Here is a 25,328-nt window from a genome sequence, read left to right on the forward strand (position 1 = left end):
GCAGCAGGAGCAAACCAACATGACACATCAAATCAAACGCGTCGGCGTCGTCGGCCTGGGCGCCATGGGCATCGGCATCGCGCAATCGCTGTTGCGCGCGGGCTTCGAGGTCCACGCCTGCGACGTGCGGCCGGAACCGGTGCGCAAGCTGGCCGAAGCCGGCGCCCGCGCGGCGGCCTCGCCGGCCGAGCTGGCCGCCAATGTGGAAGCACTGCTGATCGTGGTGGTCAACGCACAGCAAACCGAACAGGTGCTGTTCGGCGCCGACGGCGCTGCCGCCCGCCTGGCCCCAGGCTCGGTGGTGATCGCCAGCGCCACCGTGGCGCCGGAATTCGCCGAAGCGCTGGGCGCGCGCCTGGCCGCCATGGGACTGCGCTTCATCGACGCGCCCATCTCCGGCGGCGCCGCCAAGGCGGCCAGCGGCGAGATGTCGGTGATGGCGTCCGGCGCGCCGGACGCCTTCCAGTCCTGCGCCGAGCTGTTCGCCGCCATCAGTTCGCGCCTCTACCGGCTGGGCGACCAGCCTGGCCAGGGCTCCAAGGTCAAGATGATCAACCAGCTGCTGGCCGGCGTGCACATCGCCGCCGCCGCCGAGGCCATGGCGCTGGGCCTGCGTGCCGGCTGCGATCCGGACGCGCTGTACGAGGTCATCTCGAACAGCGCCGGCAGTTCCTGGATGTTCCAGAACCGCGTGCCGCATATCCTGAAGGGCGACTACACGCCGCTGTCGGCCGTGAACATCTTCGTCAAGGACCTCGGCATCGTGCTCGACTACGCCAAGAAGAGCGTATTCCCGCTGCCGATGTCGGCCACCGCGCACCAGATGTTCATGCAGGCCTCGGCGGCCGGCCACGGCGGCGAGGACGACTCGGCCGTGGTCAAGGTCTTCCCCGGCATTACCCTGCCGGCTCCTCCGGCCCCCAAAGCATAAGGAGACGGTCATGACCATACTCCTTGGATGCATCGCCGACGACTTCACCGGCGGAACCGACCTGGCCGGCATGCTGGTGCAGGCCGGCATGCGCACGGTGCAGCTGATCGGGGTGCCGGACGGCCCCCTGCCAGACGACGTCGACGCGGTGGTGATCGCGCTCAAGTCGCGCACATGCCCGGCCGCCGACGCGGTCGCCGAATCGCTGGCCGCGCTGGATGCGCTGCGCGAGGCCGGCTGCCTGCAGTTCTACTTCAAATACTGTTCCACCTTCGACTCCACGCCGGACGGCAATATCGGCCAGGTGGCCGAGGCGCTGCTGCAGGCGCTCGACAGCAGCTTCACGATCGCCTGCCCGGCTTTCCCTGCCAATGGCCGCACCATCTACAAGGGCCATCTGTTCGTCGGCGACGTGCTGCTGGGCGAGTCCGGCATGCGCCACCATCCGCTCACGCCGATGACGGACGCCAACCTGGTGCGCGTGCTGCAGCAGCAGGTGCGCGGCAAGGTCGGCCTGGCCGAGACCAGCGTGGTGGCGCAGGGCGCGGACGCGATCGCGGCGCGCTTCGCCGAGCTGCGCGAACAGGGCTGCCGCTACGCGGTGGTCGACGCGCTGTCGAACAGCGACCTGATGGAAATCGGCGCGGCCTGCGCCACCCTGCCCCTGCTGACGGGCGGTTCGGGCCTGGCGCTCGGCCTGCCCGAGAATTTCCGCCGCATCGGCTTGCTGGCGCCGCACGCGGCGGCCGGCGCCTTGCCCGCCACCGGCGGCTGGCGCGCCGTGGTCGCCGGCAGCTGCTCACTGGCCACCCGCCAGCAAGTGGCGCGCATGCGCGAGCAGGCGCCCTCCTTCCACGTCGATCCGGAGCGGCTCGCCGACGGCGCCGACCTGGTGGCCGAGGCGCTGGAATGGGCAGCGGCCCATGGCGGCGGCGCGCCGCTGCTGCTTTACGCCACCAGCACGCCGGAAGCGGTGCAGGCGCTGCAAGCGCGGCTGGGCGTGGAAGCGGCCGGCGCGCTGGTGGAGAACGCGCTGGCGGCCATCGCGCAGGGTCTGGTCAAGCTGGGCGTGGGCCAGCTGATCGTGGCCGGCGGCGAAACCTCGGGCGCGGTGGTCAAAGCGCTGGGCGTGCGCAGCCTGCGCATCGGCCCGGAAATCTGCCCCGGCGTGCCATGGACCAGCGCCATGCTGGACGGCGCAGCGCCGGATGGCGCCGCGCGGCCGTTGGCGCTGGCGCTTAAATCGGGCAACTTCGGCGCGCCCGACTTCTTCCTGACAGCCTGGGAGGAATTGGCATGAGCGCTGACCTGAACGCTGACCTGGACGCTAAGACAGGCGCTGGCTCAAACGCTGCCTCAAACTCTGACTCCAGCGCTGGCTCAAACGGTGCATCAAACGCTGCATCAAACGCTGGCTCCAGCGCTGGCTCAAACGCTGCCTCAAGCGCTGGCTCCAGCGCCGCCTCAAACGCTGGCTCCAGCGCTGCCTCCCGCGCCGGCATAAGCGCCTGCGCTGGCGCGGCCGTGCACAGCGGCGCTGAACAGAGCCGGCAGCGCGAGCAGATCGTCAGCCTGGGCCGCTCCCTGTTCGAGCGCGGCCTGACAGCCGGCAGCAGCGGCAACCTGAGCGTGCGGTTGGACGACGGCTGGCTGCTGACGCCGACCAACGCCTGCCTGGGCCGGCTCGACCCGGCCACCCTGTCGCACCTGGACTGGGACGGCAAGCTGCTCAGCGGCGCACCGCCGTCCAAGGAGGCCTTGCTGCACCTGGCGATGTACCAGGCCAGGCCGGGCGCAGGGGCCATCGTGCACCTGCACGCCACACACTCGGCGGCCGTGTCCTGCATGTGCGGCTTGAACCACAACGACTGCATTCCTCCGCTGACGCCTTACTTCGTGATGAAGATAGGCCGGCTGCCGCTGGCGCCCTACCACAGGCCGGGAGACCCGGCGCTGGCCGGCGTCATCGGCGCGCTGGCGCAGCGCCACTCGGCCGTGCTGCTGGCCAACCACGGGCCGGTGGTGTCGGGCGCATCGCTGGAGGCGGCCGTGTACGCGGCCGAGGAACTCGAAGAAACCGCCAAACTATTCCTGATGCTGCGCGACGTGCCAACCCGGCCGCTCGACGCCGCGCAGGTCGATGAACTGAAGTCCGCCTTCGGGCTGGACTTGTAAACGCACTCGCAACGGAGCCGCACCATGCCGCAATTCGCCGCCAATCTCACCATGATGTTCAACGAAGTCCCGTTTCCGGAGCGCTTCGCCGCCGCCGCGCGGGCCGGCTTCAGTGCCGTCGAATTCCTGTTTCCCTACGATTATCCGCCGCAGCAGGTGGCCGGCTGGCTGCGTGAAAACGGGCTCGCAGTCGTGCTGTTCAACCTGCCGCCGGGCGACTGGGCGGTGGGCGAGCGCGGGCTCGCTTCGCTGCCCGGGCGCGAGGCCGAGTTCCGCGCCGGCGTCGAACGCGGTCTGGCCTATGCGCTGGAACTGGGCGTGCCGCGCGTGCACATGATGGCGGGCTTGCCGCCGGCCGGCGCCGACCCGCAGCAACTGCACGCCATCTATCTGGACAATCTGCGCCACGCGGCAGGCGTGTTCGCCGAGCACGGCATCGACGTGCTGATCGAACCGATCAACGGGCGCGACATGCCGGGCTACTTCCTGCAGTCGCAGGCACAGGCGCACGCCTTGCGCGAGGCTTCCGGCGCGCCCAACGTCAAGGTGCAGATGGACTTCTACCACGCGCAAATCGTCGAGGGCGACCTGGCGTCCACGTTCAAAAAATACGCCGGCGCCATCGGCCACGTGCAGATCGCCAGCGTGCCGGAACGCCACGAGCCGGACGACGGCGAAGTCAACTACCCCTATCTGTTCCGCCTGCTCGACGAGCTCGGCTACACGGGCTGGGTCGGCTGCGAATACCGTCCACGGGGGCGCACCGAGGATGGACTGGGCTGGCTGGCGGCAGCGCGCAGCTAAGTTTTCCCCGCCGCGCCGCGGCGGTCCAGCGCGGGCGCGGGCGGCAGGCCGGTGACGGCGAGGATTTCCTTCTCGTCCAGGGTTTCGCGGTCCAGCAAGGCCTGCACCAGCGCGTCGAGCTCCCGCCTGTGCCGGCCCAGCAGGCGCTCCGCTTCGTCGTGGCATTCCTTGATGATGCGCTGGACGTTGACGTCGATCAGGCGGGCGGTTTCCTCGCTGACCGGTTTCACGCCGCCGTAGCTCGGCACGGCCAGGTAGGGATTATGCTGCGGCGCCAGCTGGACCAGCCCGAGCTCCTCGCTCATGCCCCAGCGGGTCACCATATTCCTGGCAATATCGGTGGCCTGCTCGATGTCGTTCTCGGCGCCCGTGGTCTTGCTGCCGTAGACGATGGTCTCGGCCACGCGCCCACCCAGCATGCCGATGATGCGGGCCCGCAGATAGGCCTCCGGGTAATTGTAGCGGTCGGTTTGCGGCCGCTGATAGGTGACGCCCAGCGCCTGCCCGCGCGGCACGATGGTGACCCGGTGCACCGGATCCGAGCCGGGCACGAGCAGACCGAGGATGGCGTGCCCGCTCTCGTGGTAGGCGATGCGCTCGCGGTCCGCCGCGCTCAGCAGGATGGGCCGTTCGGGGCCGAGCACAATTTTTTCCAGCGCGTCCATGAAGTCCTTCTGGTGCACCTCGTCCTGGTTGCGGCGCGCCGCCAGCAGGGCCGCCTCGTTGACGAGGTTCTTCAGGTCGGCGCCGGCCAGCCCGGGCGTGGCACCGGCCAGGTCGGCCAGGCTGGCGTCCCGCGCCAGCGGCACCTTGCGCGTGTGCACGCGCAATATCGCTTCGCGGCCGGCCTTGTCGGGCAGGTTGACCACCACGCGCCGGTCGAAGCGGCCAGGCCTCAGCAGCGCCTTGTCGAGCACGTCGGGCTGGTTGGTCGCGGCCAGCACGATGATGCCCTCGCGGCTGGAAAAGCCGTCCATCTCGGTCAGGATCTGGTTCAGGGTCTGCTCCTGCTCGCTCGTGCCGGCGATGGCGATCTGGCCGCGCGCGCGGCCGATTGAATCGAGCTCGTCGATGAAGATGATGGCCGGCGCGTGCTCGCGCGCCTGGCGGAACAGGTCGCGCACCCGCGCAGCGCCCACGCCGACGATCATTTCAACGAACTCGGCGGCGCTCATCGAGAAAAAGGGCACGCCCGCCTCCCCCGCCACCGCTTTGGCCAGCAGCGTCTTGCCGGTACCCGGCGCGCCCACCAGCAGCACGCCCTTGGGCGCGGCGCCGCCCAGGCGCGTGTATTTGCCAGGGTCTTTCAGGAAGTCGACGATCTCGACCAGTTCGTTCTCCGCCTCGTCGATGCCGGCCACGTCGTCGAAGGTGGTGCGCGTGGCCTGATCCTGGTCGTAGCGGCGCGCCTTGCTGCGGCCGATGCCGAACAAGCCGCCCATGCCGCCACCCTGCTGCGCCGTGCGCCGGTAAAGCCAAACGTAGAAGCCGATGATGAGCAGTGCCGGGCCGAAACCGTACAGCAGCGTGCCCCAGAAGCTGTCCTCGCGTATCGACACCGCGCTGATCTCGACCTTGTTGGAGATCAGGAATTGCTCCAGGCCGGGGTCGACGAAGGCCGGCAGCGTGGTGGTGAAGGCGCGCGCGCTGCGGCTCGGCTGCTGCGCCTGCGGTCCGGCGTGCTGCCGCGCCCCCGCGCCGCCGGCCGGCGGCCACGTCACGGGCGCCGCGAAGCGTCCCTCGATGCCGACGTCGCGGCTGTAGATCGAGGTGACGTTGCCCTTGGCCACCTCCTGCTTGAAGACCGTGTAAGGAATGTTCACCGGCGTCTCCGCGCCGGGAAAGTACAGCTTCATCACCAGGTAATTGACGAACAGCACCATGGCGAACAGCAGCCACGCCCTGCCTGGCGGCAGACCGCCCTGGCCAGGAGGCTTGCCGCCGACCGGCGGATTGCTCGCAGGCGGGACGGGCTTGGAGAGTTGATGCTTGTCGTCGCGTTTCATTATCCCGGTTAGGCAGCGCGGGCGGAATAAAGTTCAGGAAGGCGCTGTCCCGCCCCAATCTATACACTAAGTTTATATTGCCATAGGTATATTCAGCGCATCATCCACACCAGAAGAAGCGCATGAAACCAGCACAGACCGGCATACCACTCCTGACGCTAGGCGCCCTCGGCGTCGTCTACGGCGACATCGGCACCAGCCCGCTTTACACCATGAAGGAAATCTTCGCGCCGCAGCACGGCATCGCCCTGAACGCGGTCAATATCCTCGGTGCGGTGTCCATCATCATCTGGTCGCTGATCATCATCGTCTCCTTGAAATATGTCCTGCTCATCCTGCGCGCGGACAACCGGGGAGAAGGCGGCGTCATGGCGCTGATGGCGCTGGCGCTGGCCTCGGTCACCCGGCTATCGCGCTGGTATTTCCCATTGATGCTGGTAGGCCTGGCCGGAACGGCCCTGTTCTTTGGCGACGGCGTCATCACCCCCGCGATGACCGTGCTGTCCGCGATTGAAGGCCTGGAGGTCGCGACACCGGCCTTCAAAAGTTCGGTTATCCCCCTTACCGTCGGGGTGCTGATCGGCCTGTACGTGCTGCAGCGGCATGGCACAGCAGGAATCGGACGCTGGTTCGGACCGGCCATGCTGGCATGGTTCGCCATACTCGCGGCCATGGGCGTAGTCAATATTGCGCAGACACCGGCCATCCTCGCCGCATTCAATCCCGCGCACGCCCTGTCGTTCTTTGCGGCCAACAAGTGGCTGGGCTTCATCGCGCTGGGCGCCATCTTCCTGGCGCTGACAGGGGCCGAAGCCTTGTACGCGGACCTCGGCCATTTCGGCAAACGTCCGATCCGCCTGGCCTGGTTCATCTTCGTGTTCCCGGCACTGGTGCTCAACTACCTCGGCCAAGGCAGCGTGCTGCTGTCGAATCCGGCCGCGGTCGTCAATCCCTTTTACTACCAGCTGGGCAGCTGGAGCATACTGCCGCTTGTCGCCCTGGCGACGATCGCGGCAATCGTCGCGGCGCAGGCGACCATATCGGCCACCTTCTCCGTGGCCCAGTCCGCAATTTCGCTGGGCTTCCTGCCGCGGATGAAGGTGGTCTACACCAGCGAGCGCGAGATTGGGCAGGTGTATATTCCGCTTGCAAACTGGCTGCAACTCGCTGTGGTCCTCGCTGCGGTGATCGGCTTCGGTTCGTCTTCCGGCTTGGCCGGCGCCTATGGTATCGCGGTCAGCACGACCATGTTGACAACCACCATCCTGACTTTCTTCGTCATTCGTTACCAGTGGAAGTACAACCTGGTCCTGTGCTGGGCCGCCACCGGATTTTTCCTGCTCATCGATGCGGCATTCTTTTCGTCCAACACGCTCAAGATCGCCGAGGGCGGCTGGTTCCCGATTATCATGGGAGCGGTGATGTTGACGCTGATGCTGACATGGCATGTCGGCAGGCTGTCGCTGTTCGAGAACCTCAAGCAGCACGCCATCCCGCTCGACGCCTTCCTCGATTCGCTGTTCGCCGCGCCGCCCGACCGCGTGGCCGGCACGGCAGTATTCTTCCGGGCCGAGGGCGACGGGGTGCCCCATGCCCTGCTCCACAATCTGCTGCACAACAAGGTGCTGCATCAACGCACCGTCTTCCTGACCGTCATCAACCGGGACATCCCGGTGATAGCCGAAAGCGAAAGGATAGAACTGCTCGAATTGCCGCACCAATGCTGGCAGCTGAACGTGCACTACGGTTTCAAGGAGGAACGCGACATCATCCAGGCGCTGGACGCGGCCCAGGCACTTGGTTTTAGCTACGAGATGATGGAAACCTCGTTCTTCATTGCCCGGCAGACCGTGATTCCCCGCCCGGGAGGTAGAATGCCATTTTGGGGCGACGCGCTGTTCGCCATGATGTCGCGCAATGCGCGCGATGCGGCCGAGTACTACAAGGTGCCCGCCAACCGCGTCATCGAACTTGGCACACAGATCGAGATTTAATGACAGGTAATCTACGCGCCGCCGGCGGCGGCGCACCGTTCCTTACGGTTCGCGCCATCGGCATTCCGCTCCTGGCCTGCGGCCTGGTGACGCTCGCCGGCATCGCCCTGCGCGACACGCTGCTGCAGGTGAATATAGTCTTGCTGTACCTTTTACTGGTATTGGCGATCACCGTATTCGTGGGCAAGAACGCCGGCATACTGGCCTCGCTCCTGTCCGTCCTCTTGTACGACGTTTTTCTGGTCCCGCCCTACCACTCGGTGACCGTCCACGATCCCGAGCACGCCCTCACTTTTGTGATGATGCTGATCGTCTCGCTCATCGCCAGCCATCTGACCGAAGGATTGGGCCATCAGCGCGCGCTGGCGGAAGCAAGGGCGCGGCAGGCGAACCTGCTGCGCGAAATGTCGGTGGCATTGGCGGCGGCGGCCGACCTGGCCGCTGTGGTGCGGGCCGGTGCGGGCCACGTAGCCATGATGTGCGGTGGCCGGGCTATCGTGCTGGTGCCGTCGGCCGACGGCGAGCTGCGCGCCGCCGGTTCGCATCCGGAAGGCCTGCAGGCCTCGTATGCGATGCTGCGGATCGCCAGCGCCCTCATGGCGCGGCCGGCGCAGGGGACGGGCGCGCACGTGGCCTCGGCGGGCCTGTACTATTTCGGACTCGACGCGCCGGCGGCCATACGGGGCGTGCTGGTGGTAGGTCCGCAGGATTTTTCCGCCCCTGTTCCGCCCGACAGCGAAGGCATCCTTCACACGGCGGCGGCGCAGCTGGCGCTGGCCCTGGAACGCGTCCATCTGGCCGACCTCGCCGCTGCGAGCGCCGTCGCGATCAAGGTCGAGCGCTTCCGCAATTCCGTGCTCAGCTCGGTGTCCCACGATTTGCGCACGCCCATCACGGCGATCGCCGGACTGGCAGCCAACCTGATGGAGGGCGGCGATGGGCATCAAAGGGAACTCGCCGCCTCCATCCACGACGTGGCGGTGCGCATGAACGGGGTGATCGCCAACCTGCTCGACCAGGCCAGGTTCAGCCAGGACGGCATCCAACTGGCCAAGGACTGGTATATGGCCGACGAGGTCATCGGCAGCGCCATCGCCTTGCAAAGCGCGGCCCTGGGCCGCTTTGCCGTCAGCGTGGACGTGCTGGGCGAGCAGCAGCTGGCCGAGTTCGATGCCGTGCTGATCGAACGCACGCTGTGCAACCTGCTCGACAACGCCGTGCGCCACGCGCTCGGCGCGAGCTGGATCCGGATACAGGCGCGCTTTCGCAGCCGTTGCCTGGTGCTCGTCGTGGAAGACGACGGCTGCGGCTTGCCGCAGCATTTGCTTGGCGATGCGCCGCATGAGCCGGATGAAACGCATGCGCCGTCCTTGCGCTCGGACCGCAGCAGCGGCCTCGGGCTGCGCCTGTGCCGCACCATCATCGAGGCGCACGACGGCAAAGTCCGGATCCGGAACCGGCTGCGCGGCGGCTCGCGCGTGCTGTTCTTCCTTCCCTTGTCGCCACCTCCAGAATGTTAATTCCAGTGAATAACGCAGCGATACTCGTCATTGAAGACGACATGCATATCCGGATGGTCTTGCGCACGACGCTGGAAGGCGCGGGCTTTGCTGTCGCCGAAGCGACTTCGGGCGCCAGCGGGCTTGCGCAGGCCAAGGCCCTGGCGCCGGCCTTGATGCTGGTCGATCTCGGTTTGCCCGACATCGACGGCGTCGAGTTGATTGCGCGTCTGCGCGACTTCAGCCCGGCGCCCGTCATCGTCGTCTCCGCGAGGCATCAGGAAGCCGAGAAGGTGGCCGCGTTGAATGCCGGCGCGGACGATTTTCTGACCAAGCCATTCGGCGTCGCGGAACTGGTGGCGCGTGTCCGGGCGCACCTGCGCCGGCTTGCGCCGCCTGCCAAGGCTGGGCAGGCAGCAGGCAATTTTTCATTCGGAGACATCGTCGTTCATGCCGAGGAACGCCTAGTCACCCGCGCGGGCGAGGATGTGCACCTGACGCCGCTCGAATACAAGCTCTTGTCGGTGCTGGTGGAAAACGCCGGCAAAGTGCTGACGCATACACGGCTGCTGCAGCAGGCCTGGGGGCCGGGCTATGTTGAACGCGTTCATTACCTGCGCATCCACATGGCGCATTTACGCAGGAAGCTCGAAGCCGATCCTGCGCAACCCAGGCACTTGCTCACTGAAACCGGCGTGGGATACCGGCTGAGGCCGTAGCTATATCAACGGCTTTGCTGTCCGCCCTGGGCAGCGCGCAGAGTGGAGACGAGCGCCGCCGGCACTTCAATGACGGTGCCGTGCCGCATCCGGTTCGGCGTGCCTTCGTCCGGGAAGTGCATCTTGTCCGACACGTCTTCCCAGTTGAGCAGGTCGCGCGAACGCAGGGCGCCGTAACGCCGGGACTGGTAGGCGTCGTAATACACGATGACGTCGGCGCCGATCTGCAGCCCGGTCGGGCCTTCGACCCAAAGGCCGGGCTTGGTGATCGGGGCGCCCGGTTTTCCAAACGGGCCTTGCATCGATTCGGCGTCGACAACCTGCAGGTATTTCTTGGGCGGCTTGAGCGTCTCGTCCTTGATCAGCAAATAGTCGCGGCCGTTGGCGCGCAGGAAGGTGGCGTCGATGACGCTGAAGCCGGGATCGTAGAACAGCTTGGTCGGGGTGAAGTTGACGAAGTCCTTGGTCGTCGTCGAATACATCCGGTGGTTGTACCTTTCCTCGGACGAACCTTCGGTCTGCGGGAATTTGCCCGGCACGGTGGAGGCCCAGAAAATCAGGAACTCGCCCCGCTTCGCATCGTAGGTGATCTCCGGCGCCCAGGCGTTGAGCACGCCCGGCTCGTGCGCCATCACTTTCAATTCCTTTTGCTCGGTCCAGGTGACCAGGTCTTTTGATGAGGCGTAGCCGATATTGTTCTCGTTCCAGCCCGAAGTCCAGACCATGTGGTAGGTGCCGTCCGGGCCGCGCACGATGCAGGGATCGCGCATCAGCTTGGAGGTGCCTACTTTGGGGGTCAGGTAGCTGCCGCCACCGTTCAGCTTGTCCCAACGATAGCCGTCGTCGCTTGCTGCCAGGTGCAGGCCGTCTTCACCGTTCTGGGTGAAGTAGGCAAAAACGTAGGCCTTGGGCGCGGCAGGCGGCGCGAGGCTGGCACAGCCGGAGATGAGGCATAGCAGGGCAAGAAATGCTTTTTTCATTTTGTGTAATTGGATGGAGAGTGGCCAAGCACAGCTGGTTGGGGCTGTATTATGTTATCGATACCAAGTGAATGGTATCACGGAAATTGCCTGGATGTTCCGAATATGTTTGGGGAATAGAGGGTTTCAGCGCGCCCGGATAGCCTCGCCCCCCGCTATTGCCCGTAGCACGGGAGATTGTACACAGGCCATCCCGTGCAAGCCCGGCTTGCACGGGATGGCCTGACATGCGGCGCCGGCCTATCGGACGGCGTCCGCCGCCATTGCCTTCACGGGAATGCTCACCATGGCCGGCTTGAGCCCCGGCGTGCTGGCGCGCACCTCGATCGCACCGCTGCCGTCCCGATTGCTCTGCACGAGCAACTGCGCCAGCCCGTTGAACAGCTTGCGCGTCTTGCCCTTCTCGTCTTCGTGCGAATTCGGATCACCATTGCCGTGGCCGATGGACTTGCCGGCACCGGCGACCTCGAATGTCACGTCATCGTCCGCCAGCGGTACCGCCCTGCCCTGCGCGTCGAGCGCGCGCACCGTGACCGGCATCGCGTCGCGGCCGTCCCCCGCCAGCTCGGCGCGGTCCGGCACCAGGTCCAGCGTCACGGCCGGACCGGTGGTTTCGACGCGGGTGCGCACCACTTCCTTGCCGCCGTTGTAGCCGATCGCCTCCAGCGCGCCTGCTTCATAGGCCACCTTGAAGTCGTTCATGCGATAGCTGTCGGTCTTCTGCTGGCCGATCTCGCGGCCGTTGAGCAGGAGTGCCACGCGCTCGACGTTGGCCATCACCCGCACGACGATCTCCTGGCCTTCCTTGCCCGCCCAGTTCCAGTGCGGCGCAATGTAGATCAGCGGGCGATCCTTGACCCACTGGACCTGGTGCATATAGTACGCGGTCTTCGGAAAACCATTCAGGTCCATGATGCCGAAGAAGGAACTGACCGAGGGCCACGACGCGTACGGCCACGACTCGCCGTGATAGTCGAAGCCGGTCCAGACGAAGCCGCCGGCCACGAAATCGCGCGTGCCGATCGCTTGCCATGCGTCGCGGTGGGTATTGCCCCACTTTGGATGCTCGACATCGTAGCTGCTTTCGATATGGCGCGCCTTGTCGGTTGCGAATTCGCCGCGCGTCATGAAGGCCGAGGTGTCTTCCGAGCTCGTAAACGGCTTGTCGGGATAGGCCGCGTGGTATTTGTCGTACTCGGGGATCTGGTAGTTGGCGCCGACGACGTCGACCGCGTGCGACACGTTCAGCGGCGTGAGCAGGCCGTCGCTCATGGCGGCGGTGGTCGGGCGCGTGCCGTCCAATGCCTTGGCCACGGCCACCATGCGGCGCGCCATTTCATAGCCTGCTTCGGTGGCCTGCATCGGCTCTTCGTTGAACACCGACCACAGGATCACCGACGGATGGTGGCGGTCGCGCTTGAGCAGCCACTCGAACTGCTTCATGTAATCCGGCGACGGGTTGAAATTGCGGTTTTCGGCCATCACCAGAAAGCCCATGCGGTCCGCCATGTCCATGACCTCCGGCGCAATGGCATTGTGCGAGAAGCGGATCGCGTTGACGCCGAGTTCTTTCAGGCGGCGCAGGCGGTACTCCCAAATCGCATCGGGAACGGCCACGCCGACACCTGCGTGATCCTGGTGCAGGCACACGCCCTGCAGCTTGACGTGCGCGCCGTTGAGGAAAAAGCCGCGCGCGGCGTCGAAGCGCAGCGAGCGGAAGCCGGTGTCGAGCGCGGTCTGGTCTATCGTCTTGCCGCCGCGGCGCACGGTGGTGGTGACGTGGTAAAGCTTGTTACTGTCGAGTGACCACAGCGCCGGATCGGTGATCGTCAGCGGCAGCGACGCGGTGACCTGGGTGAGCACCGGCACGTCGACCGCCGTGCTGCGGCGGGCCACCTGCTTGCCGTCGGGCGCGGTGACGACGATGTCGACATCGACGCGCGCGCCCTGCTTGCCGTCGTTGTCCAGGGTGACGGTAGCCGGAATCTCCCACACCTTGCCCTTGACCTGGCGCGGCGTCACGCGCACGCCCTGCGGCACGATATGCACGGCATCGGTCTTGACCAGCCAAGCGTGGCGGTACATGCCGGCGCCTTCGTACCACCAGCCTTCCATGGCGTTGGCATCGACCCGGACGGCGATGACGTTGGGCGTCTTGTCGCCATACAGCAGGTAGGGCGTGATATCGATGCGCAGCTCGTTATAGCCGGACCAGTTGCGGTTGACGAGATTGCCGTTCACCCACACCGTGGCATGGGTGGCGACGGCGCCGAACTCCAGTTCGACGTGGCGGCCGCGATCGCTCTCCGGCACGGCCAGGGTGCGCCGGTACCAGCCGATGCCGCGCTGGCGGAATCCCTGCGCCATATTGGCCTTGGGATCGAAAGGCTGCTCGACTTGCCAGTCGTGCGGCAGGTCGAGCTTGCGCCATGCGCTATCGTCGAACTTGACGGCCGCGCCGCCGGAAGCCAGGCCGGCCTTGGTCGCGTAATAGGTTTCGTCCTGGGTGGCCGGGACGTGGAACGGGATGTCGCCGAGGTGGAACAGCCAGCCGCTGTCGAGCGAGCTGCGTTCGCGCCCGCCTCCGGCGTGTGCCGGCGGGCAGCCCAGCAGCGCGAACAACAAGGAATAAATTACCAGTTTCATTAAGTCTGTCTCCATATTATGCGTCTTGGGGGTGATTATTGTGGATGCTCTTGTGTCATGCCTGGCCCGGCGCCGCATGGATGGCGCCGCAAGAGCAATGGCCAATTCAGTGGCGCTGTCCCCAGGCGTAGCTGCCGCCCAGGTCGACGTGCTTGCAGCTGAGGGGGGCGAGCGATTGCAGCAGAATGTCGCCGGGCGCGTGGCCGGCATCGCGCGCGGCGCGCTTCAGGTGCACCGTGTTCCACAGTACGACGGCGTCGGTGACCAGATTCAGCGCGCTGGCGCGGTAGCGCTGGTGTTCGAAGTCATGCTCGCGCAGGCTACCGGCGTGGCCACGGAACAGGGCGCGGGCCAGCGCGTCGCGCGCCTCGCTCTTGTGCAGTTCGGCCTGCACGCGGCCGCGCAGCGCGGGGTCGTGCAGCCAGTCGAGAATGAACAGCGTGCGCTCGATGCGCCCCAATTCGCGCAGCGCGGCGCCCAGGCCGTGTTGCTGTCCGCCGAGCTTGCGCAGCGCCGGCGCCACGCTCAGCGTGCCCTGCTTGATCGAGGTGGCCAGGCGCAGGATGTCGTTCCAATGCGCACGCACCCGCTGCGGCTGGAGTGACGCCCCGAGCAGCGGCTGGAGTGCCGGGTGCCGGCCGCTGTCGAGGGTGTGCAGCCGCACATGCCGCATATCGGCCATCTGCGGCGCGAACCGGAAGCCGAGCAAATGCATGACGGCGAAGGCGTGGTCGACGCAGTGCGCTTCGATGCGCAGGTCGATGGCTTCGCCGCGCCAGTCCTTGGCCGTGCCGGAAAAGCCGGACAAGGCGGCCAGCGCGGCCGAATAGCTATCGTCCCGCACATGCCAGGCTTGCAGCCACGCCAGTTTCGAGTAGGTCGCGCCGGGGCAGGCGCCGGCCATCTTGTGCAAGCCGAGGTTGATGCCATCGGCCAGTATTACGGACAGCAGCATGGCCTTGTCCTTGGCCGGCTTGCCGTCTTTCAGGCGCACGAAGTGGCGGGTGAATCCGGTCCATTCATCCACTTCCAGCAGCAGATCGGTGATCTTCACGCTCGGCAGCCCCAAGGCCGGCTGCGCGATGCGCGTCTGGGCGGCGGTGCCCATGGCCCCGTTCGGCGGCGCGAAGTGCAGCCCGGATCCGTCGATGACGACACCGGGCAGCGCGTTGATGCGGGCGAGCCGGTCGACCTGATCCATCCGCTCTTGCAGCAGCACCAGCCTATCGTCCAGATAGCGGTCGCAGTCTACGCCAATCGCCAGAGGCAGCTGCCTGGTGCGCAACAGGGCCTTGAATTTGTTGACGGGTACCAGATGCTCGTCGAAATTGTTGAACTGGCACGCCCCTTCCGACCAGATGTCGCCGCAACGCAGCGCTTTACTCAATTCATCGAGGGCGCAGATTTCATACAGGCGCCGATCTATACCAACGCCGCCGGCAGGCAGCGCCCCCCAGCGCGGCGCCATGAAGGCGGTGGGCGCATCCGTCGGCACGCTCAGCACGCCGCTCGCGTTCACGCGGCGCACGACCTGGATGGCAGCGAGCACATCCCGCCCGGCCGGCCTGGCACGCAAGGTGAGCAGGTCCAGCATGGCTGGGGCGTAGCGGCGCAGCGTGCCGTACTGCTCGCCGATGAAGCGCAGGTGCGCGCCCGATGCGGGCGCCGGCAGACGATTGCAGGCGTCGCCGCCGGCCTTGTCCCAGGAAACGATCGCCTCGACAGCGGCCTGGCCGTTCTCCAGCAACGCCCGCCCCATGCGCGCGGCTTGCGCTTCCATCGCGTCGACTCCCTTGCCCTGTGCCTGGGCATGCTGGTGATATTTCCTCCTCGCGCCAGCCAGAAGCGCGCCCAGAATCCGCTCGTGCAGCTCGATGATCTCGTCGGTGATAGTCGCCGTCCGCTCCCGCGCCACGGCCGCGAGCATGGCGTAACGCCGCTCGCCGTCGAATTTGGCGAAGTCGGCCGTCGGCGCCTGCTCCCCTTCGCACGCCATCTTGCGCAGGCGGTGCGCATCGATTTCGCGGCCGATGCCGTCGGGCAGATCGAGCCATTGCAGCTTCTTGAGCCGGGCCATATGCCCGAGCATGGCGTGCACGCCCTGATTCGACGGCGACTGCCGCAGCCACGTGAGCCACGTCAGACTGCCGGGTGTTTTCATCTGAAGCAGGCTGTCCAGGCGGGCGCGGTGCTGTTGGGTCAAGGATCCGGCCAGGCTGCGGTAACCGCGGCGCTCGGCGCGGGCGAGCGCTTCCGCGCACAGCCGGTCGATAACGTTCAGCGGCGGCACCATCACCCGCCGCTCGCGCAAGCTGGCGAGCGCATGTTCGGCCAGCAACAGCGCACTGTCGGTGCGGATGGCGAGCTCGGTAAGCGAGCGCAGCAGCGGACGGCAGGCCGCCAGCCCGAACACCGACAAGCCGAGATGGGCGCGCAACTGCTGCAGATGTTCACGCCGCGTTTCTTCACGCATGCCATAGCGCGGCCAGCAAGCGGCATCGACCCCGGCCTGGCTGGCGATCCAGTCAAGCATGGCTCCGGGTACCCGCGCCTCGCTTCCCATGGCACAGCCGGGATAGCGCAGCACGGCCAGCTGCACGGCAAAGCCGAGACGGTTGGCGTCGCCCCGGCGGCGGCGGATCTGCGCCATGTCCGCCTCATCGAAGCTGTACACGCGCCGCAATTCGTCCAGCTGCCCAGGCATGGCCAGCAAGGTATGGCGTTCGGCGGCAGACAGCAGGGAGCGGCGCGGCATAGTCAAGTCTCTGTATTTTTGCCGAGGTTTATCGTTAAACCTCAAGTTGAACGAATTTTAGTTGAGCGTAAAACTTATTTCAAGCAAAATCTCGTCACGTCGATAAATCGACAAATCGACAACATTGACAGGAAAATGAATGGCAACAATCAAGGAAGTCGCAGCCCATGCCGGCGTCACGCCGACCACGGTCACCAATGTGCTGCGCGGGCGCGGCAAGACCAGCGAGGCGACGCGCCAGCGCGTGCTCGACGCGGTCGCGCTGATGGGCTATCGCCCCAACCTGACGGCGCGCGCACTGGTGGAAGGCAAGGCGCCCACGTTCGCGCTGATGTTAAGCTGCATCACCAACCCGTTTTATCCGGAATTCATGCTGCACGTCGGCCAGGCCGCCCTGCGCCAGGGCCGTTACCTCATCGTCTGCAACACAGACTATGAGCTGGACGACAAAACCCGCTTCCTTAACGCGGTGGCCGGCTCGCTGTCCGACGGCATCCTGGTGGCCAACAATCCGAATATCGATTTCGATCAGCTCAAGCGCGTCGGTGAACAAGGCGTTCCCGTCGTGCTCGATTTTTGGGAAGACCCCGACACCCATCCCGGCATCCCCTGCCTGGCATTCGACGGCCGTCGCGCCGGGCGCATGGCCACGGAACACCTGCTAGAGCTCGGGCACAAGAAGATCGGGGCGATCATCGCCAGCCCGAAGAACGGCATACACAATATGCGCTACAAGGGTTTCCGCGAGAGTATGCGCGCCGCACGGACAAGCTGCCCGGCCGGCGCGGTGCGCTATTGCGAAGATACCTTTGAAGGGGGAAAAGAAGCGGCGCTGGCACTGCTGTCGGCCATGCCGGAACTGACGGCCGTCTTCGTTTCCAACGATCTGGCCGCGCTTGGCGTGCTGGAGGCGGCGGCGGAGCTGGGGCGCACCCTGCCCGACGATCTCTCCGTGGCCAGCATTACCGACATCATGCTGGCGAGCCAGGCGCGGCCCTCCTTGACCACGGTCGCCATTCCCACCGCACGCATGGCCGAGCGCGGCATCGAGCTGCTGATCGAACTCCAGGCAGGGAAACACGCGGCGCCGCCGATGGAACGCATCGACGACCTGCGACTGGTGGTGCGGGCATCCACCGCCCGGTTGCCGGCGTAGCCCCCACCGGCAGCCAGTCTCGGCGCTTAATAAAGATATGGCCAGCCATCGGCGGTGAAGCCGACTTTATTGATGCCAAGCGTTTCGGCGCCGTTGTTGTTGCCGTCGTAATAGTGGTACACCATCACCGGGCCGTCGGTGTCGGTCAGCAAGCTCTCGCCGCCCGGACCGTTGACGTTGGCGTGCGCGCTGACCAGGATGGTGCCGCCGCCGTTGACCATATTGACGCCGCCGCGATCGACATAGGGACCGGTTATGGCGCTGGAGCGTCCCACGATGGTGTGGTAGGTGCTGCCGACGCCGCTGCAGCAGACGTTGACCGAGGCGAACAGATAGTAATAGCCGTTGTAGTAGTACAGGAACGAGCCTTCCAGGCCATTGCCGCGCTTGGCCAGCTGGTAGAGCGCGGTGTTGGTGGTGGACTGCTTGCCGGTGGCCGGATCGAGCTGCATCATGTACAGGCCGTTCCACCACGAGCCGAACGACATCCACCAGTTGCCGCTCTGGTCTTTCAGGACGCTGGGGTCGATCGCATTGTAGGGTTGGGAAGGGGTGGACGAAATCACGATGCCCTGGTCTGCCCACGTGGTGCTGTTCGGGGTTGTGGCGGTGGCCAGGCCGATGGCCGAGGTCTGCGAGCCGTTGGTCGACGCCGAGTAGTACTGGTAGTACTTGTTGTTCATATATACCACCTGGGGCGCCCACAGCGTGCCGCCTTTGGTATAGGTCGCGGTCCACGCAGGGATAGGGTTGAGCGCGCTGCCGGCATTGGTGAAAGTGCTGCGGTCGGTGGACGAAGCGAGCGTATTGTTGGTGCCGTACAGCCAATAGGTGCCGCCCGCATCGCGCAGCATGAACGGGTCGTGCACACGGGTGGCGCCACCCACGACACCCGGCATGGCGTAGGCCGCCGTACCGGTGCTCACCAGCTGCCATTCCTGGCAAAGGCAGCCTGTGGCCCCCCATTGATCGACGCTGGCGCCGGCCACTTTGCTGCCCTGGTAGACCTCCAGGTACAGGCCGCTGTTGACGTTCTTGATCAGATAGTTGCCGCTGGCAGCTTGGCTGAGCGTCCACAGGTGGTCGGCGCTGCCGCTGTCGGCCCACTGCAGCACCTGCGCGCCATTGGTTTTCGAACCGTTCGCCACACCCAGCACCTGATGCGTTGCCAGGTTTTCGATGTTGTAGCGGCCGCTGCCCATCGGGATGAAATGCCACAGCTGGTCGCCGGCGCCGTTGTCGGTCCATTGGATCGCGCCGGTTCCCGCGCTCTGGCTGGCGCCCGGAATACCCAGGGCCAGCCCGCTGTTGACGTTTTTGATCTTGAACTGCACGCTGTCGCTGACGGTCACTTGCGCACGCGCCGGTGCAGCCAATGCAGCAAGCACTGCGAAAAATCCGAATGCAAACTTCTTCATGGACATCCTCCTGTCTGGTCCTGGTCGAGAAAACGCGACAAGGGGCAAGCCGCATCGCATCACTCGTTTGAATATAAGTGCAGGAAGCCCGTCAGCGCCAATTAGTTTTTTTTCATAAGCAATATCACTTTCGGGATGCAACGGGCATGTCACAGAAAACCCCGGCGCGCGTACGCTAAGGAACAGGTGCCGTAACTTCGGCCATTGCTGCCAGCTGCATTACATAAGGACGGCACCGGCACGGACAGAGATTCTTCTTGATTTTTGTTTTACGTTAAACTAGGATCGCGGAAGGAATGGGGTTTAACGATAAACTTCACGCGGTGGCGTCACTGCCATGCGCGCTGCTTGCCGCCCTGTTCCATCACCATGCCTGGGTATTGCGAGGATTTTTCTCCTCCACCATCGTTCAATGAAAGAAGTAAAAATAAACATGAAGAGACACTCCATTTACGGGCTGCGCTGGCCGAACGGCCTGCTTCCCGCACTCCTGTTGGCAGCTTGCGGTTCCGGTACAAACGGTGCCGCGCCCGCTCCCGCTCCCGCGCTCAATCCCGTCCCTGTGGTACCGGCCACGCCCTTGCCTGGCTACATCGAAAGCAAGGGTCTCAAAGGCGCCCTCGGCGTGCATGATCCGGTGATGATCAAGGGCGGCGATACCTACTACGTATTCGGCACCGGCACCGGCATCAAGACGTCGAAGGATATGGTCACCTGGACGAACGCAGGCGCCGTCTTCAAAGATGGCTTCAAGCTCGACTGGTGGAGCCGCGACATCCCGCAAGGCGCCCAGATCTGGGCGCCGGACATTTCCTGGCGCGATGGCAAATACTGGATGTACTACTCTGTGTCGGCCTGGATGAATTTCAATTCCAGCGTCGGACTCGCCACCAATACCACCCTCGATCCGAGCGATCCAGCCTACAAATGGGAAGACCAGGGCCAAGTCATCTCCTTCAAGAACGGCGGCGAAGGCGTCAACGTCATCGACCCGAACGTCTTCGTCGACAAGGACGGCAAGGTCTACCTGCTGTACGGCTCCTATAAAGCAGGACTGCGGATGGTCGAACTCGATCGCCAGACGGGCAAGCTGCTGTCCGAGACCCCGACGCCGACGGTCCTCACCAAGTCGCTAGGCGAAGGCGTCTTCCTGATCAAGGACCCGCAGTACTACTATATCTTTGCCTCGCGCGGCATCTGCTGCAGCGGCGCGAACAGCACCTACCAGATGGTGATCGGCCGCTCCAAAAATATCGCAGGCCCTTACCTTAGCAAGGATGGCGGCAGCTGGGTCGACGATCAATACACGGTGCTGCTGGCGGGCGACGAGAGCGAGCCCGGCCGCGGCCATAACGGCATCTTCGTGGAAGGCGATACCACTTACCTGGTCTATCACGCCTACACCAAGGCGTTCAATTACCAGTCGCTGCTCAACATCAGGCCCCTCTACATGGATGCCGATGGCTGGCCGACGGTCGAGCCGACCAAGACCAAGTTCGAGATGGACGCCTTCGAACAGAAGTCCTTCGCGGGCAAGTAAGCGCATTCAGTTACGTCACTTCTTTACGTCACTTCTTTACGTCACTTCTGGCAGGCGTGCCGTGTGCGCCTGCCAATCCGATAGCGGCGCCGCCCGCCCGACCGTTCCAGGTCGCCCACGTCCAGCCCCCTCCCCGCATCGATCCTCAAAGACGCCTTGGCCGAGACAGATTGATTTCATCGCCGCCGCGCACCAACGTAAAAAAGGCAGCCGAAGCTGCCAAGACTGCCCTCTGGCAGTAGGAGTTGAAACTTGGCCAGACTGATCTTTAGTTGATCTTCCAGTTCAGGGAGGCGCCCAGCGTGCGGTCATAGCGGCGGGTATCGCGTGGATAAAGGTCTTTATTGTCCCAGTAGTCGACGTACTTGAAGTTAAGCAGGTTGGTACCGGTCAGGTTGATCGACAGGTTCGGGCTGATTTTGTAGCTCAGCGACCCGTCCAGTGTCGACAGCGGCGCGGCGATCAGGTCGCGTGCCGGCGCGGTGCCTGCATTGCCCGGGCGATCGCCGTAGACCTGCACGAACTTCGAACGCCAGTTGTAGGCCAGGCGCGCGGACACCCCCGACCTGTCATACAAGGCGACGATGTTGTAAGCGGTCTTCGACAGTCCGCTGAACGGCTTGCCCGCCAGGTTGGGCGTGGCCGACGATGTCAGGCCGCCCTCCATATAGGTGGCGTTCGCTTCCAGGCCGAAACCGCCCAGCCAGCCCGGCAGCCGGTCATAGAACTGGCGGTAGGACAGTTCGACGCCTTGCAGGTGGCCCTTGTCCGTGTTGTACGGACGGGATGTATCGAATTTCACCCCCTGGAAGATTTCCGGCTGGGACTTGTTAATGATGTAGCCGTCGAAGTTATGGCGGAACACGGTAGTGCTGAGCATGCCGGTCGGTGCGAAATACCATTCCAGCGCCGTATCCAGGTTTTGGCCGGTGAATGGCTGAAGGTTGGGATTGCCTCCCGATGCCGTCGCCTGCACCGTCGTGCCGTTCGCGTTCACATAGGCGGTGCCTGGGTTCAGCTGGGAAAAACCGGGACGTGTCAGCGTCTTGGCGTAGGCCAGGCGACCGACCACGTCGTGCGGCAGCTTGGCTTTGAAGCTGGCGCTCGGCAGCACATCGGTCCCGCTGGCGCTGACGGGCGTATCGACGTACTGGCCATTGACCAGGCTCTTGCCGACCAGGTCGGCATCGGTCCTGGTCACGCGCACTCCCAGCACCCCGTCGACCGGAACGGCGCCCAGGTCGAAGCCCACTTTGCCCGACACATACATGGCGTAGTTCTTTTCACCGTCCCGGAAGAAGGAACCCGGATCGATAGGCTTGGCGGCCGAGCTCCCCGTCACCGCCTGGCGTACCGCCGAGGTATCGTCAAGCAGGAAGCCGGCGCATGGGGTATGCCAGTTCTGCGTGCCGTAATCTTGCGACATCGTCGGCACGGTACAGCTCAAGCCGGGCAGGCTCGATGCTTTTACGTTGGACGGCGCGCTGACGCTGCCCTCGAACGACTTGATCGACTCGGCCGTGCGGTGGTTGGCGCGCACGCCCGCCGAGAATTCCTTGAAGAAGCCGTCGTTCGCAGGGGTAAAGGTGGCATCGGCGCGCAGGTCGGTCGAACCGCCCTTGTCGTTGCCATAACGGTCGAACAGCTGGAACAGCCTGACATTGCGCCCATCGCCGATGTCGATGCCGCTCCATTGCAAATAGGCGCCGCCGTCGACGTTGGTCTTCGAGTACACGTTCGGCGCGGTGATCAGATTATCCAGAATGGGGTTGCGCCAGACGTACTTCGAGTCGGTACGCGCCAGTTCGGACGTCACGCGCAAGCCGGGCGTGACCTTCCACCTGGCGCCGACGGCAAACTGGGCCGTCTTGTTGTCCGTGTGACGGGCTTGGGTGGACAGGATGGAGTTGGCATTTTTCGAGTTCACCGTATCGAGCTCGTCGGTACCGGGTATCTTGGTGGCGGTAATGCTGGAGCTGTCCGCCCACCATGGAATGCCGACGAAAAGATTGGTCTGGTCGTGGTTGTTGTAGTGCGAAGCCAGGCCTTCGGCGTAGAGTTCAAGGTCGCTGTTCGGACGGAACTGCAAGGCGAAATTGGCCGCAGTGCGTTCACGCTTGCCGTAGATCGCTTGCAGGCCGATGACCTCGGGACCGGTCAGCTTTGGCAGCAGCCAATCCCTCTGGATGGGGAAGGATTGGAAGGTACGCTCTTCCCAGAAGTTATTCTTCACGTAGGACAGGCCAACGAGGGCGCCGAATTCGCCGGCGCCGGTCTTCCAGCGATTCGAGAACAGCGCGCTCGCTTCCGGATCGGACCGGTGGGCCTTGTCCTGATTGCGTACGCCGACGATCACGTTGGCGGTGGCGCCTTTGAAATCGAATGGACGATTGGTGCGCACGTCGATGACGCCGGCGATACCGCCTTCGACCAGTTCGGCGCTCTGCGATTTGTAGACATCCACGCGCTGCAGCATGGTCGATGGAATGTCGGCCAGCTGGATATAACGGCCGGTGGTGGTGAACACCTCGCGGCCGTTAAGCAGGGTGGCAATCCCTGGCAAGCCGCGGATCAGCACCGAGTTCGCTTCGCCGGCGTCGCGCCGCACCTGGATGCCGCTGACGCGCGCCAGGGTCTGGGCCACGTTGGTATCCGGGAATTTGCCGATATCGTCGGCCACGATCGAATCGATGACGTTGTCGGCGTCCTGCTTGATCTTTTGCGCCGTTTGCGCGGCCCGGCGTACACCGGTCACGACGACCACATTGCTGTCGGCCGCCTGTGGCGTGTCCGCCGGCGCGGCTTGCTGCGCCCACACCGAAGCGCTGCTCAACACACCAGCCGATGCCAGCGCGGCAACGGTCAACTTCAACGCCAGTGGCGCAGATTTGTTCGCACTCATTTGGTCTCCCCTTCTTTCCTGTTGTAATTGAAAACTGCTTACCCCACGACTTAGGTTTATCGTTAAACCACCGTCATTTTAAAAAACGGACTGTCGTCTCTCTGCCCGCATGGGGTATCGCCATGGCTTGCGCCATGACGACATCGAGTGCTATGTCCGGTTTGGAATGGATTGTAGTTTAACGTAAAACTAAACTCAAGCACAATCAGCAATATGCTGCCACGCGGCCTGGTTCATTGAGGCGTCTGGTCTGGCGCTTCTGCGCTGAAAAGCGCAGCGGGCTTGGTTTCCCGTCGGCGCGGACGAGCGGGTCATCACTAACGGCCTGCCGATCTCGCCGATACGGCGACAGGCGACATGACGGCAGCTTGGCCGATGGCGGAGCGACGCTGTTCAGTCACGCGTCCCGTCCGCATTACCGTGTCTGCACAGCGGCGCAACCCTTGCTCGGATTGGGCGCCGGACCGTCCACGGTCTGGGCGATGAACGGGATGGTGCCGTCGGCCGCGTATTGGAATTCCTCTACCGCGACCGAACGGCGGTCTTCGCCGCCGCCAGGCACGGCGGTGTTGTGATAGAAGATGTAGGACTTGCCGTTGAAATCGACGATGGCCTGGTGGATCGTCTTGGTATGCGTGTTCTTGTTCATGATCACGCCGCGGTAGGTCCAGGGGCCGGTCGCGCTCGGACCGGTCATGTAGGCGGTCTCTTCCGGGAAATTGCGCGAGTAGGACAGGTAGTAGGTGCCGCCATGCTTGTGCAGGTACGGCGCTTCGACGAAGTTGTCCATGCCCTGTGTGTGGATCGGCCCGTCGAGCTCTATCATATTCGGCTTGAGTTTCGCGTACTTGAGGACGGTATTGCCCCAGTAGAGATAAGCTTGTCCGTTGTCGTCGATGAAAACGGCCGGATCGATATCGTCCCAGGAGATCGGCGATTCCTTGGTCATGTCGTTGGTGACAAGCGCCGAGCCGCGCGCATCGACGAAGGGGCCGGTCGGCTTGTCCGATACCGCGACGCCGATCGCAAAGCCGGGGACCGTCGCATGATTAACAGGAGCGTAGATGTAGTACTTGCCGTTGCGCTTGGTGACGTCGGCGGCAAAGGCGTCTTTTTTCGCCCATTTGAAATCCGACAGCTTCAAGGGCGAGCCGTGGTCGGTCCAGTGCTGCATGTCGCAGCTCGAATAGACGCGCCAGTCGTTCATGAGGTAGGTTCCGGTTGTCTCCGTCGCCTCGTCGTGGCCCGTGTAGAGATAGACGCGTCCGTTGTCCACCAGCACGGCGGGATCGGCCGTGAACCTGTCCTTGACGACCGGATTGCCGGCATGGGCCGATACCGCGGCCAGCACTGCCGACGCGATCAAAAGCTGCTTAAACATGTAGTCTCCTGTTTTTGGTATCGCGACAAAAGCGCATCACCGCAGTCTGGCCGACTTCTGGTTTCCACTTATGCCGCCTTGAACGTTCAGGACGAGATACTAGGCAGTCCATCGATTCATGGCCAATGATATTTTTTGCCGTTTCGATACGAAAAGGAACATCACCAAGTGGCGCCTTCATGCACAAGTTGGGGCGTTTCCCGCACGCCGAAATAGGCGCCGGTGGTGGCGGGTGGGCGGGGTCTGCGGGCCGTTGGCACTTGGCTTTTTTTAGATAACGCATGCGTCGCGCGCCCACGGCGCGCGGGGCTGCCGCTGCGCGGCAGCAGATGGGCGATTCGGAGAGCCTACGCCCCCCTTAGGGGGCTCCGTCTTCGAATCCCACCGTTCCGTCCAGAACAACAAAAAAAGCCTCCCGCAGG

Annotated in this window: 16 protein-coding genes and 1 pseudogene; 9 read left to right on the forward strand and 8 right to left on the reverse strand. The window is 64.4% G+C overall.

Annotated features, from left to right (window positions below; all coding sequences use genetic code 11):
• The first annotated feature begins 19 nt into the window (after window positions 1-19).
• The 4 genes from ltnD (at window position 20) to otnI (ending at window position 3,910) form a co-directional block, all read left to right on the forward strand.
• Entirely contained in the window at window positions 20-931 is a 912-nt protein-coding gene (gene ltnD / locus ACSQ8Y_RS13125) for an L-threonate dehydrogenase (protein ID WP_436266916.1), read from the forward strand.
• A 10-nt stretch (window positions 932-941) separates the two neighbouring features.
• Entirely contained in the window at window positions 942-2,231 is a 1,290-nt protein-coding gene (otnK, locus tag ACSQ8Y_RS13130; protein ID WP_436266917.1) for a 3-oxo-tetronate kinase, read from the forward strand.
• A gap of 224 nt (window positions 2,232-2,455) precedes the next feature.
• A complete protein-coding gene (gene otnC / locus ACSQ8Y_RS13135; protein WP_436266918.1) occupies window positions 2,456-3,106 on the forward strand; it encodes a 3-oxo-tetronate 4-phosphate decarboxylase in 651 nt (216 codons plus the stop codon).
• Window positions 3,107-3,130: 24 nt separating this feature from the next.
• On the forward strand, window positions 3,131-3,910 hold the full coding sequence (gene otnI / locus ACSQ8Y_RS13140) for a 2-oxo-tetronate isomerase (RefSeq protein ID WP_436266919.1): 780 nt from the start codon (window positions 3,131-3,133) through the stop codon (window positions 3,908-3,910).
• On the opposite strand, the gene ftsH is transcribed toward otnI, so the two are convergent.
• Window positions 3,907-5,916: an ATP-dependent zinc metalloprotease FtsH gene (gene ftsH / locus ACSQ8Y_RS13145; RefSeq protein WP_436266920.1), complete on the reverse strand. Its 2,010-nt coding sequence runs from the start codon at window positions 5,914-5,916 to the stop codon at window positions 3,907-3,909. The genes otnI and ftsH overlap by 4 nt on opposite strands.
• A gap of 122 nt (window positions 5,917-6,038) precedes the next feature.
• Here ftsH and ACSQ8Y_RS13150 point away from each other — a divergent pair, with 122 nt between their 5' ends.
• From ACSQ8Y_RS13150 to ACSQ8Y_RS13160, 3 genes are read left to right on the forward strand one after another with little or no spacing between them, the layout of a single operon-like run.
• A complete protein-coding gene (locus tag ACSQ8Y_RS13150) occupies window positions 6,039-7,910 on the forward strand; it encodes a potassium transporter Kup (protein ID WP_436266921.1) in 1,872 nt (623 codons plus the stop codon).
• Complete coding sequence (locus tag ACSQ8Y_RS13155) at window positions 7,910-9,430, forward strand: DUF4118 domain-containing protein (protein ID WP_436266922.1); 1,521 nt, start codon at window positions 7,910-7,912, stop codon at window positions 9,428-9,430. Before ACSQ8Y_RS13150 ends, ACSQ8Y_RS13155 begins: the two co-directional genes overlap by 1 nt.
• On the forward strand, window positions 9,424-10,128 hold the full coding sequence (locus ACSQ8Y_RS13160) for a response regulator (RefSeq protein WP_436266923.1): 705 nt from the start codon (window positions 9,424-9,426) through the stop codon (window positions 10,126-10,128). Before ACSQ8Y_RS13155 ends, ACSQ8Y_RS13160 begins: the two co-directional genes overlap by 7 nt.
• Before the next feature lie 5 nt (window positions 10,129-10,133).
• Here ACSQ8Y_RS13160 and ACSQ8Y_RS13165 read toward each other — a convergent pair whose 3' ends face one another.
• From ACSQ8Y_RS13165 to ACSQ8Y_RS13180, 4 genes and pseudogenes are all read right to left on the reverse strand, one after another.
• The gene (locus ACSQ8Y_RS13165; protein ID WP_436266924.1) at window positions 10,134-11,108 is read right to left on the reverse strand and encodes a glycoside hydrolase family 43 protein; all 975 of its coding nucleotides are present in this window, start codon (window positions 11,106-11,108) and stop codon (window positions 10,134-10,136) included.
• A gap of 240 nt (window positions 11,109-11,348) precedes the next feature.
• The gene (gene galA, locus ACSQ8Y_RS13170; RefSeq protein ID WP_436266925.1) at window positions 11,349-13,754 is read right to left on the reverse strand and encodes a beta-galactosidase GalA; all 2,406 of its coding nucleotides are present in this window, start codon (window positions 13,752-13,754) and stop codon (window positions 11,349-11,351) included.
• A 106-nt stretch (window positions 13,755-13,860) separates the two neighbouring features.
• Window positions 13,861-14,436, reverse strand: a complete 576-nt coding sequence (locus ACSQ8Y_RS13175) for a Tn3 family transposase (protein WP_436269815.1) — start codon at window positions 14,434-14,436, stop codon at window positions 13,861-13,863.
• A gap of 123 nt (window positions 14,437-14,559) precedes the next feature.
• Window positions 14,560-16,509 (reverse strand): annotated as a pseudogene (locus ACSQ8Y_RS13180) (Tn3 family transposase); the annotation flags it as partial.
• A gap of 139 nt (window positions 16,510-16,648) precedes the next feature.
• Between ACSQ8Y_RS13180 and ACSQ8Y_RS13185 the strand changes: the two are divergent.
• A complete protein-coding gene (locus ACSQ8Y_RS13185; RefSeq protein WP_436266926.1) occupies window positions 16,649-17,665 on the forward strand; it encodes a LacI family DNA-binding transcriptional regulator in 1,017 nt (338 codons plus the stop codon).
• Window positions 17,666-17,691: 26 nt separating this feature from the next.
• Here ACSQ8Y_RS13185 and ACSQ8Y_RS13190 read toward each other — a convergent pair whose 3' ends face one another.
• Window positions 17,692-19,083, reverse strand: a complete 1,392-nt coding sequence (locus ACSQ8Y_RS13190; protein WP_436266927.1) for a family 43 glycosylhydrolase — start codon at window positions 19,081-19,083, stop codon at window positions 17,692-17,694.
• Window positions 19,084-19,516: 433 nt separating this feature from the next.
• Between ACSQ8Y_RS13190 and ACSQ8Y_RS13195 the strand changes: the two genes are divergently transcribed.
• Window positions 19,517-20,623, forward strand: coding sequence for an arabinan endo-1,5-alpha-L-arabinosidase (locus tag ACSQ8Y_RS13195; protein ID WP_436266928.1), 1,107 nt, complete (start codon window positions 19,517-19,519; stop codon window positions 20,621-20,623).
• Between the two features lie 268 nt (window positions 20,624-20,891).
• On the opposite strand, the gene ACSQ8Y_RS13200 is transcribed toward ACSQ8Y_RS13195, so the two are convergent.
• Together ACSQ8Y_RS13200 and ACSQ8Y_RS13205 are read right to left on the reverse strand one after the other, a co-directional pair.
• Complete coding sequence (locus ACSQ8Y_RS13200; RefSeq protein WP_436266929.1) at window positions 20,892-23,525, reverse strand: TonB-dependent receptor; 2,634 nt, start codon at window positions 23,523-23,525, stop codon at window positions 20,892-20,894.
• A 415-nt stretch (window positions 23,526-23,940) separates the two neighbouring features.
• Window positions 23,941-24,906: a glycoside hydrolase family 43 protein gene (locus ACSQ8Y_RS13205; protein ID WP_436266930.1), complete on the reverse strand. Its 966-nt coding sequence runs from the start codon at window positions 24,904-24,906 to the stop codon at window positions 23,941-23,943.
• Window positions 24,907-25,328 lie beyond the last annotated feature (422 nt).

This window comes from Pseudoduganella sp. LjRoot289 (genome assembly GCF_964252925.1).
Lineage (GTDB): Bacteria > Pseudomonadota > Gammaproteobacteria > Burkholderiales > Burkholderiaceae_D > Rugamonas.

Excerpts from the sequence above, each read along its gene's own strand:
- ltnD (WP_436266916.1), top strand. The coding sequence starts at position 20 with ATGACACATCAAATCAAACGCGTCGGCGTCGTCGGCCTGGGCGCCATG.
- otnK (WP_436266917.1), top strand. The coding sequence starts at position 942 with ATGACCATACTCCTTGGATGCATCGCCGACGACTTCACCGGCGGAACC.
- otnI (WP_436266919.1), top strand. The coding sequence starts at position 3,131 with ATGCCGCAATTCGCCGCCAATCTCACCATGATGTTCAACGAAGTCCCG.
- ftsH (WP_436266920.1), bottom strand. The coding sequence starts at position 5,916 with ATGAAACGCGACGACAAGCATCAACTCTCCAAGCCCGTCCCGCCTGCG.
- ACSQ8Y_RS13150 (WP_436266921.1), top strand. The coding sequence starts at position 6,039 with ATGAAACCAGCACAGACCGGCATACCACTCCTGACGCTAGGCGCCCTC.
- ACSQ8Y_RS13155 (WP_436266922.1), top strand. The coding sequence starts at position 7,910 with ATGACAGGTAATCTACGCGCCGCCGGCGGCGGCGCACCGTTCCTTACG.
- ACSQ8Y_RS13160 (WP_436266923.1), top strand. The coding sequence starts at position 9,424 with ATGTTAATTCCAGTGAATAACGCAGCGATACTCGTCATTGAAGACGAC.
- ACSQ8Y_RS13165 (WP_436266924.1), bottom strand. The coding sequence starts at position 11,108 with ATGAAAAAAGCATTTCTTGCCCTGCTATGCCTCATCTCCGGCTGTGCC.
- galA (WP_436266925.1), bottom strand. The coding sequence starts at position 13,754 with ATGAAACTGGTAATTTATTCCTTGTTGTTCGCGCTGCTGGGCTGCCCG.
- ACSQ8Y_RS13175 (WP_436269815.1), bottom strand. The coding sequence starts at position 14,436 with ATGGCCGATATGCGGCATGTGCGGCTGCACACCCTCGACAGCGGCCGG.
- ACSQ8Y_RS13185 (WP_436266926.1), top strand. The coding sequence starts at position 16,649 with ATGGCAACAATCAAGGAAGTCGCAGCCCATGCCGGCGTCACGCCGACC.
- ACSQ8Y_RS13190 (WP_436266927.1), bottom strand. The coding sequence starts at position 19,083 with ATGAAGAAGTTTGCATTCGGATTTTTCGCAGTGCTTGCTGCATTGGCT.
- ACSQ8Y_RS13195 (WP_436266928.1), top strand. The coding sequence starts at position 19,517 with ATGAAGAGACACTCCATTTACGGGCTGCGCTGGCCGAACGGCCTGCTT.
- ACSQ8Y_RS13200 (WP_436266929.1), bottom strand. The coding sequence starts at position 23,525 with ATGAGTGCGAACAAATCTGCGCCACTGGCGTTGAAGTTGACCGTTGCC.
- ACSQ8Y_RS13205 (WP_436266930.1), bottom strand. The coding sequence starts at position 24,906 with ATGTTTAAGCAGCTTTTGATCGCGTCGGCAGTGCTGGCCGCGGTATCG.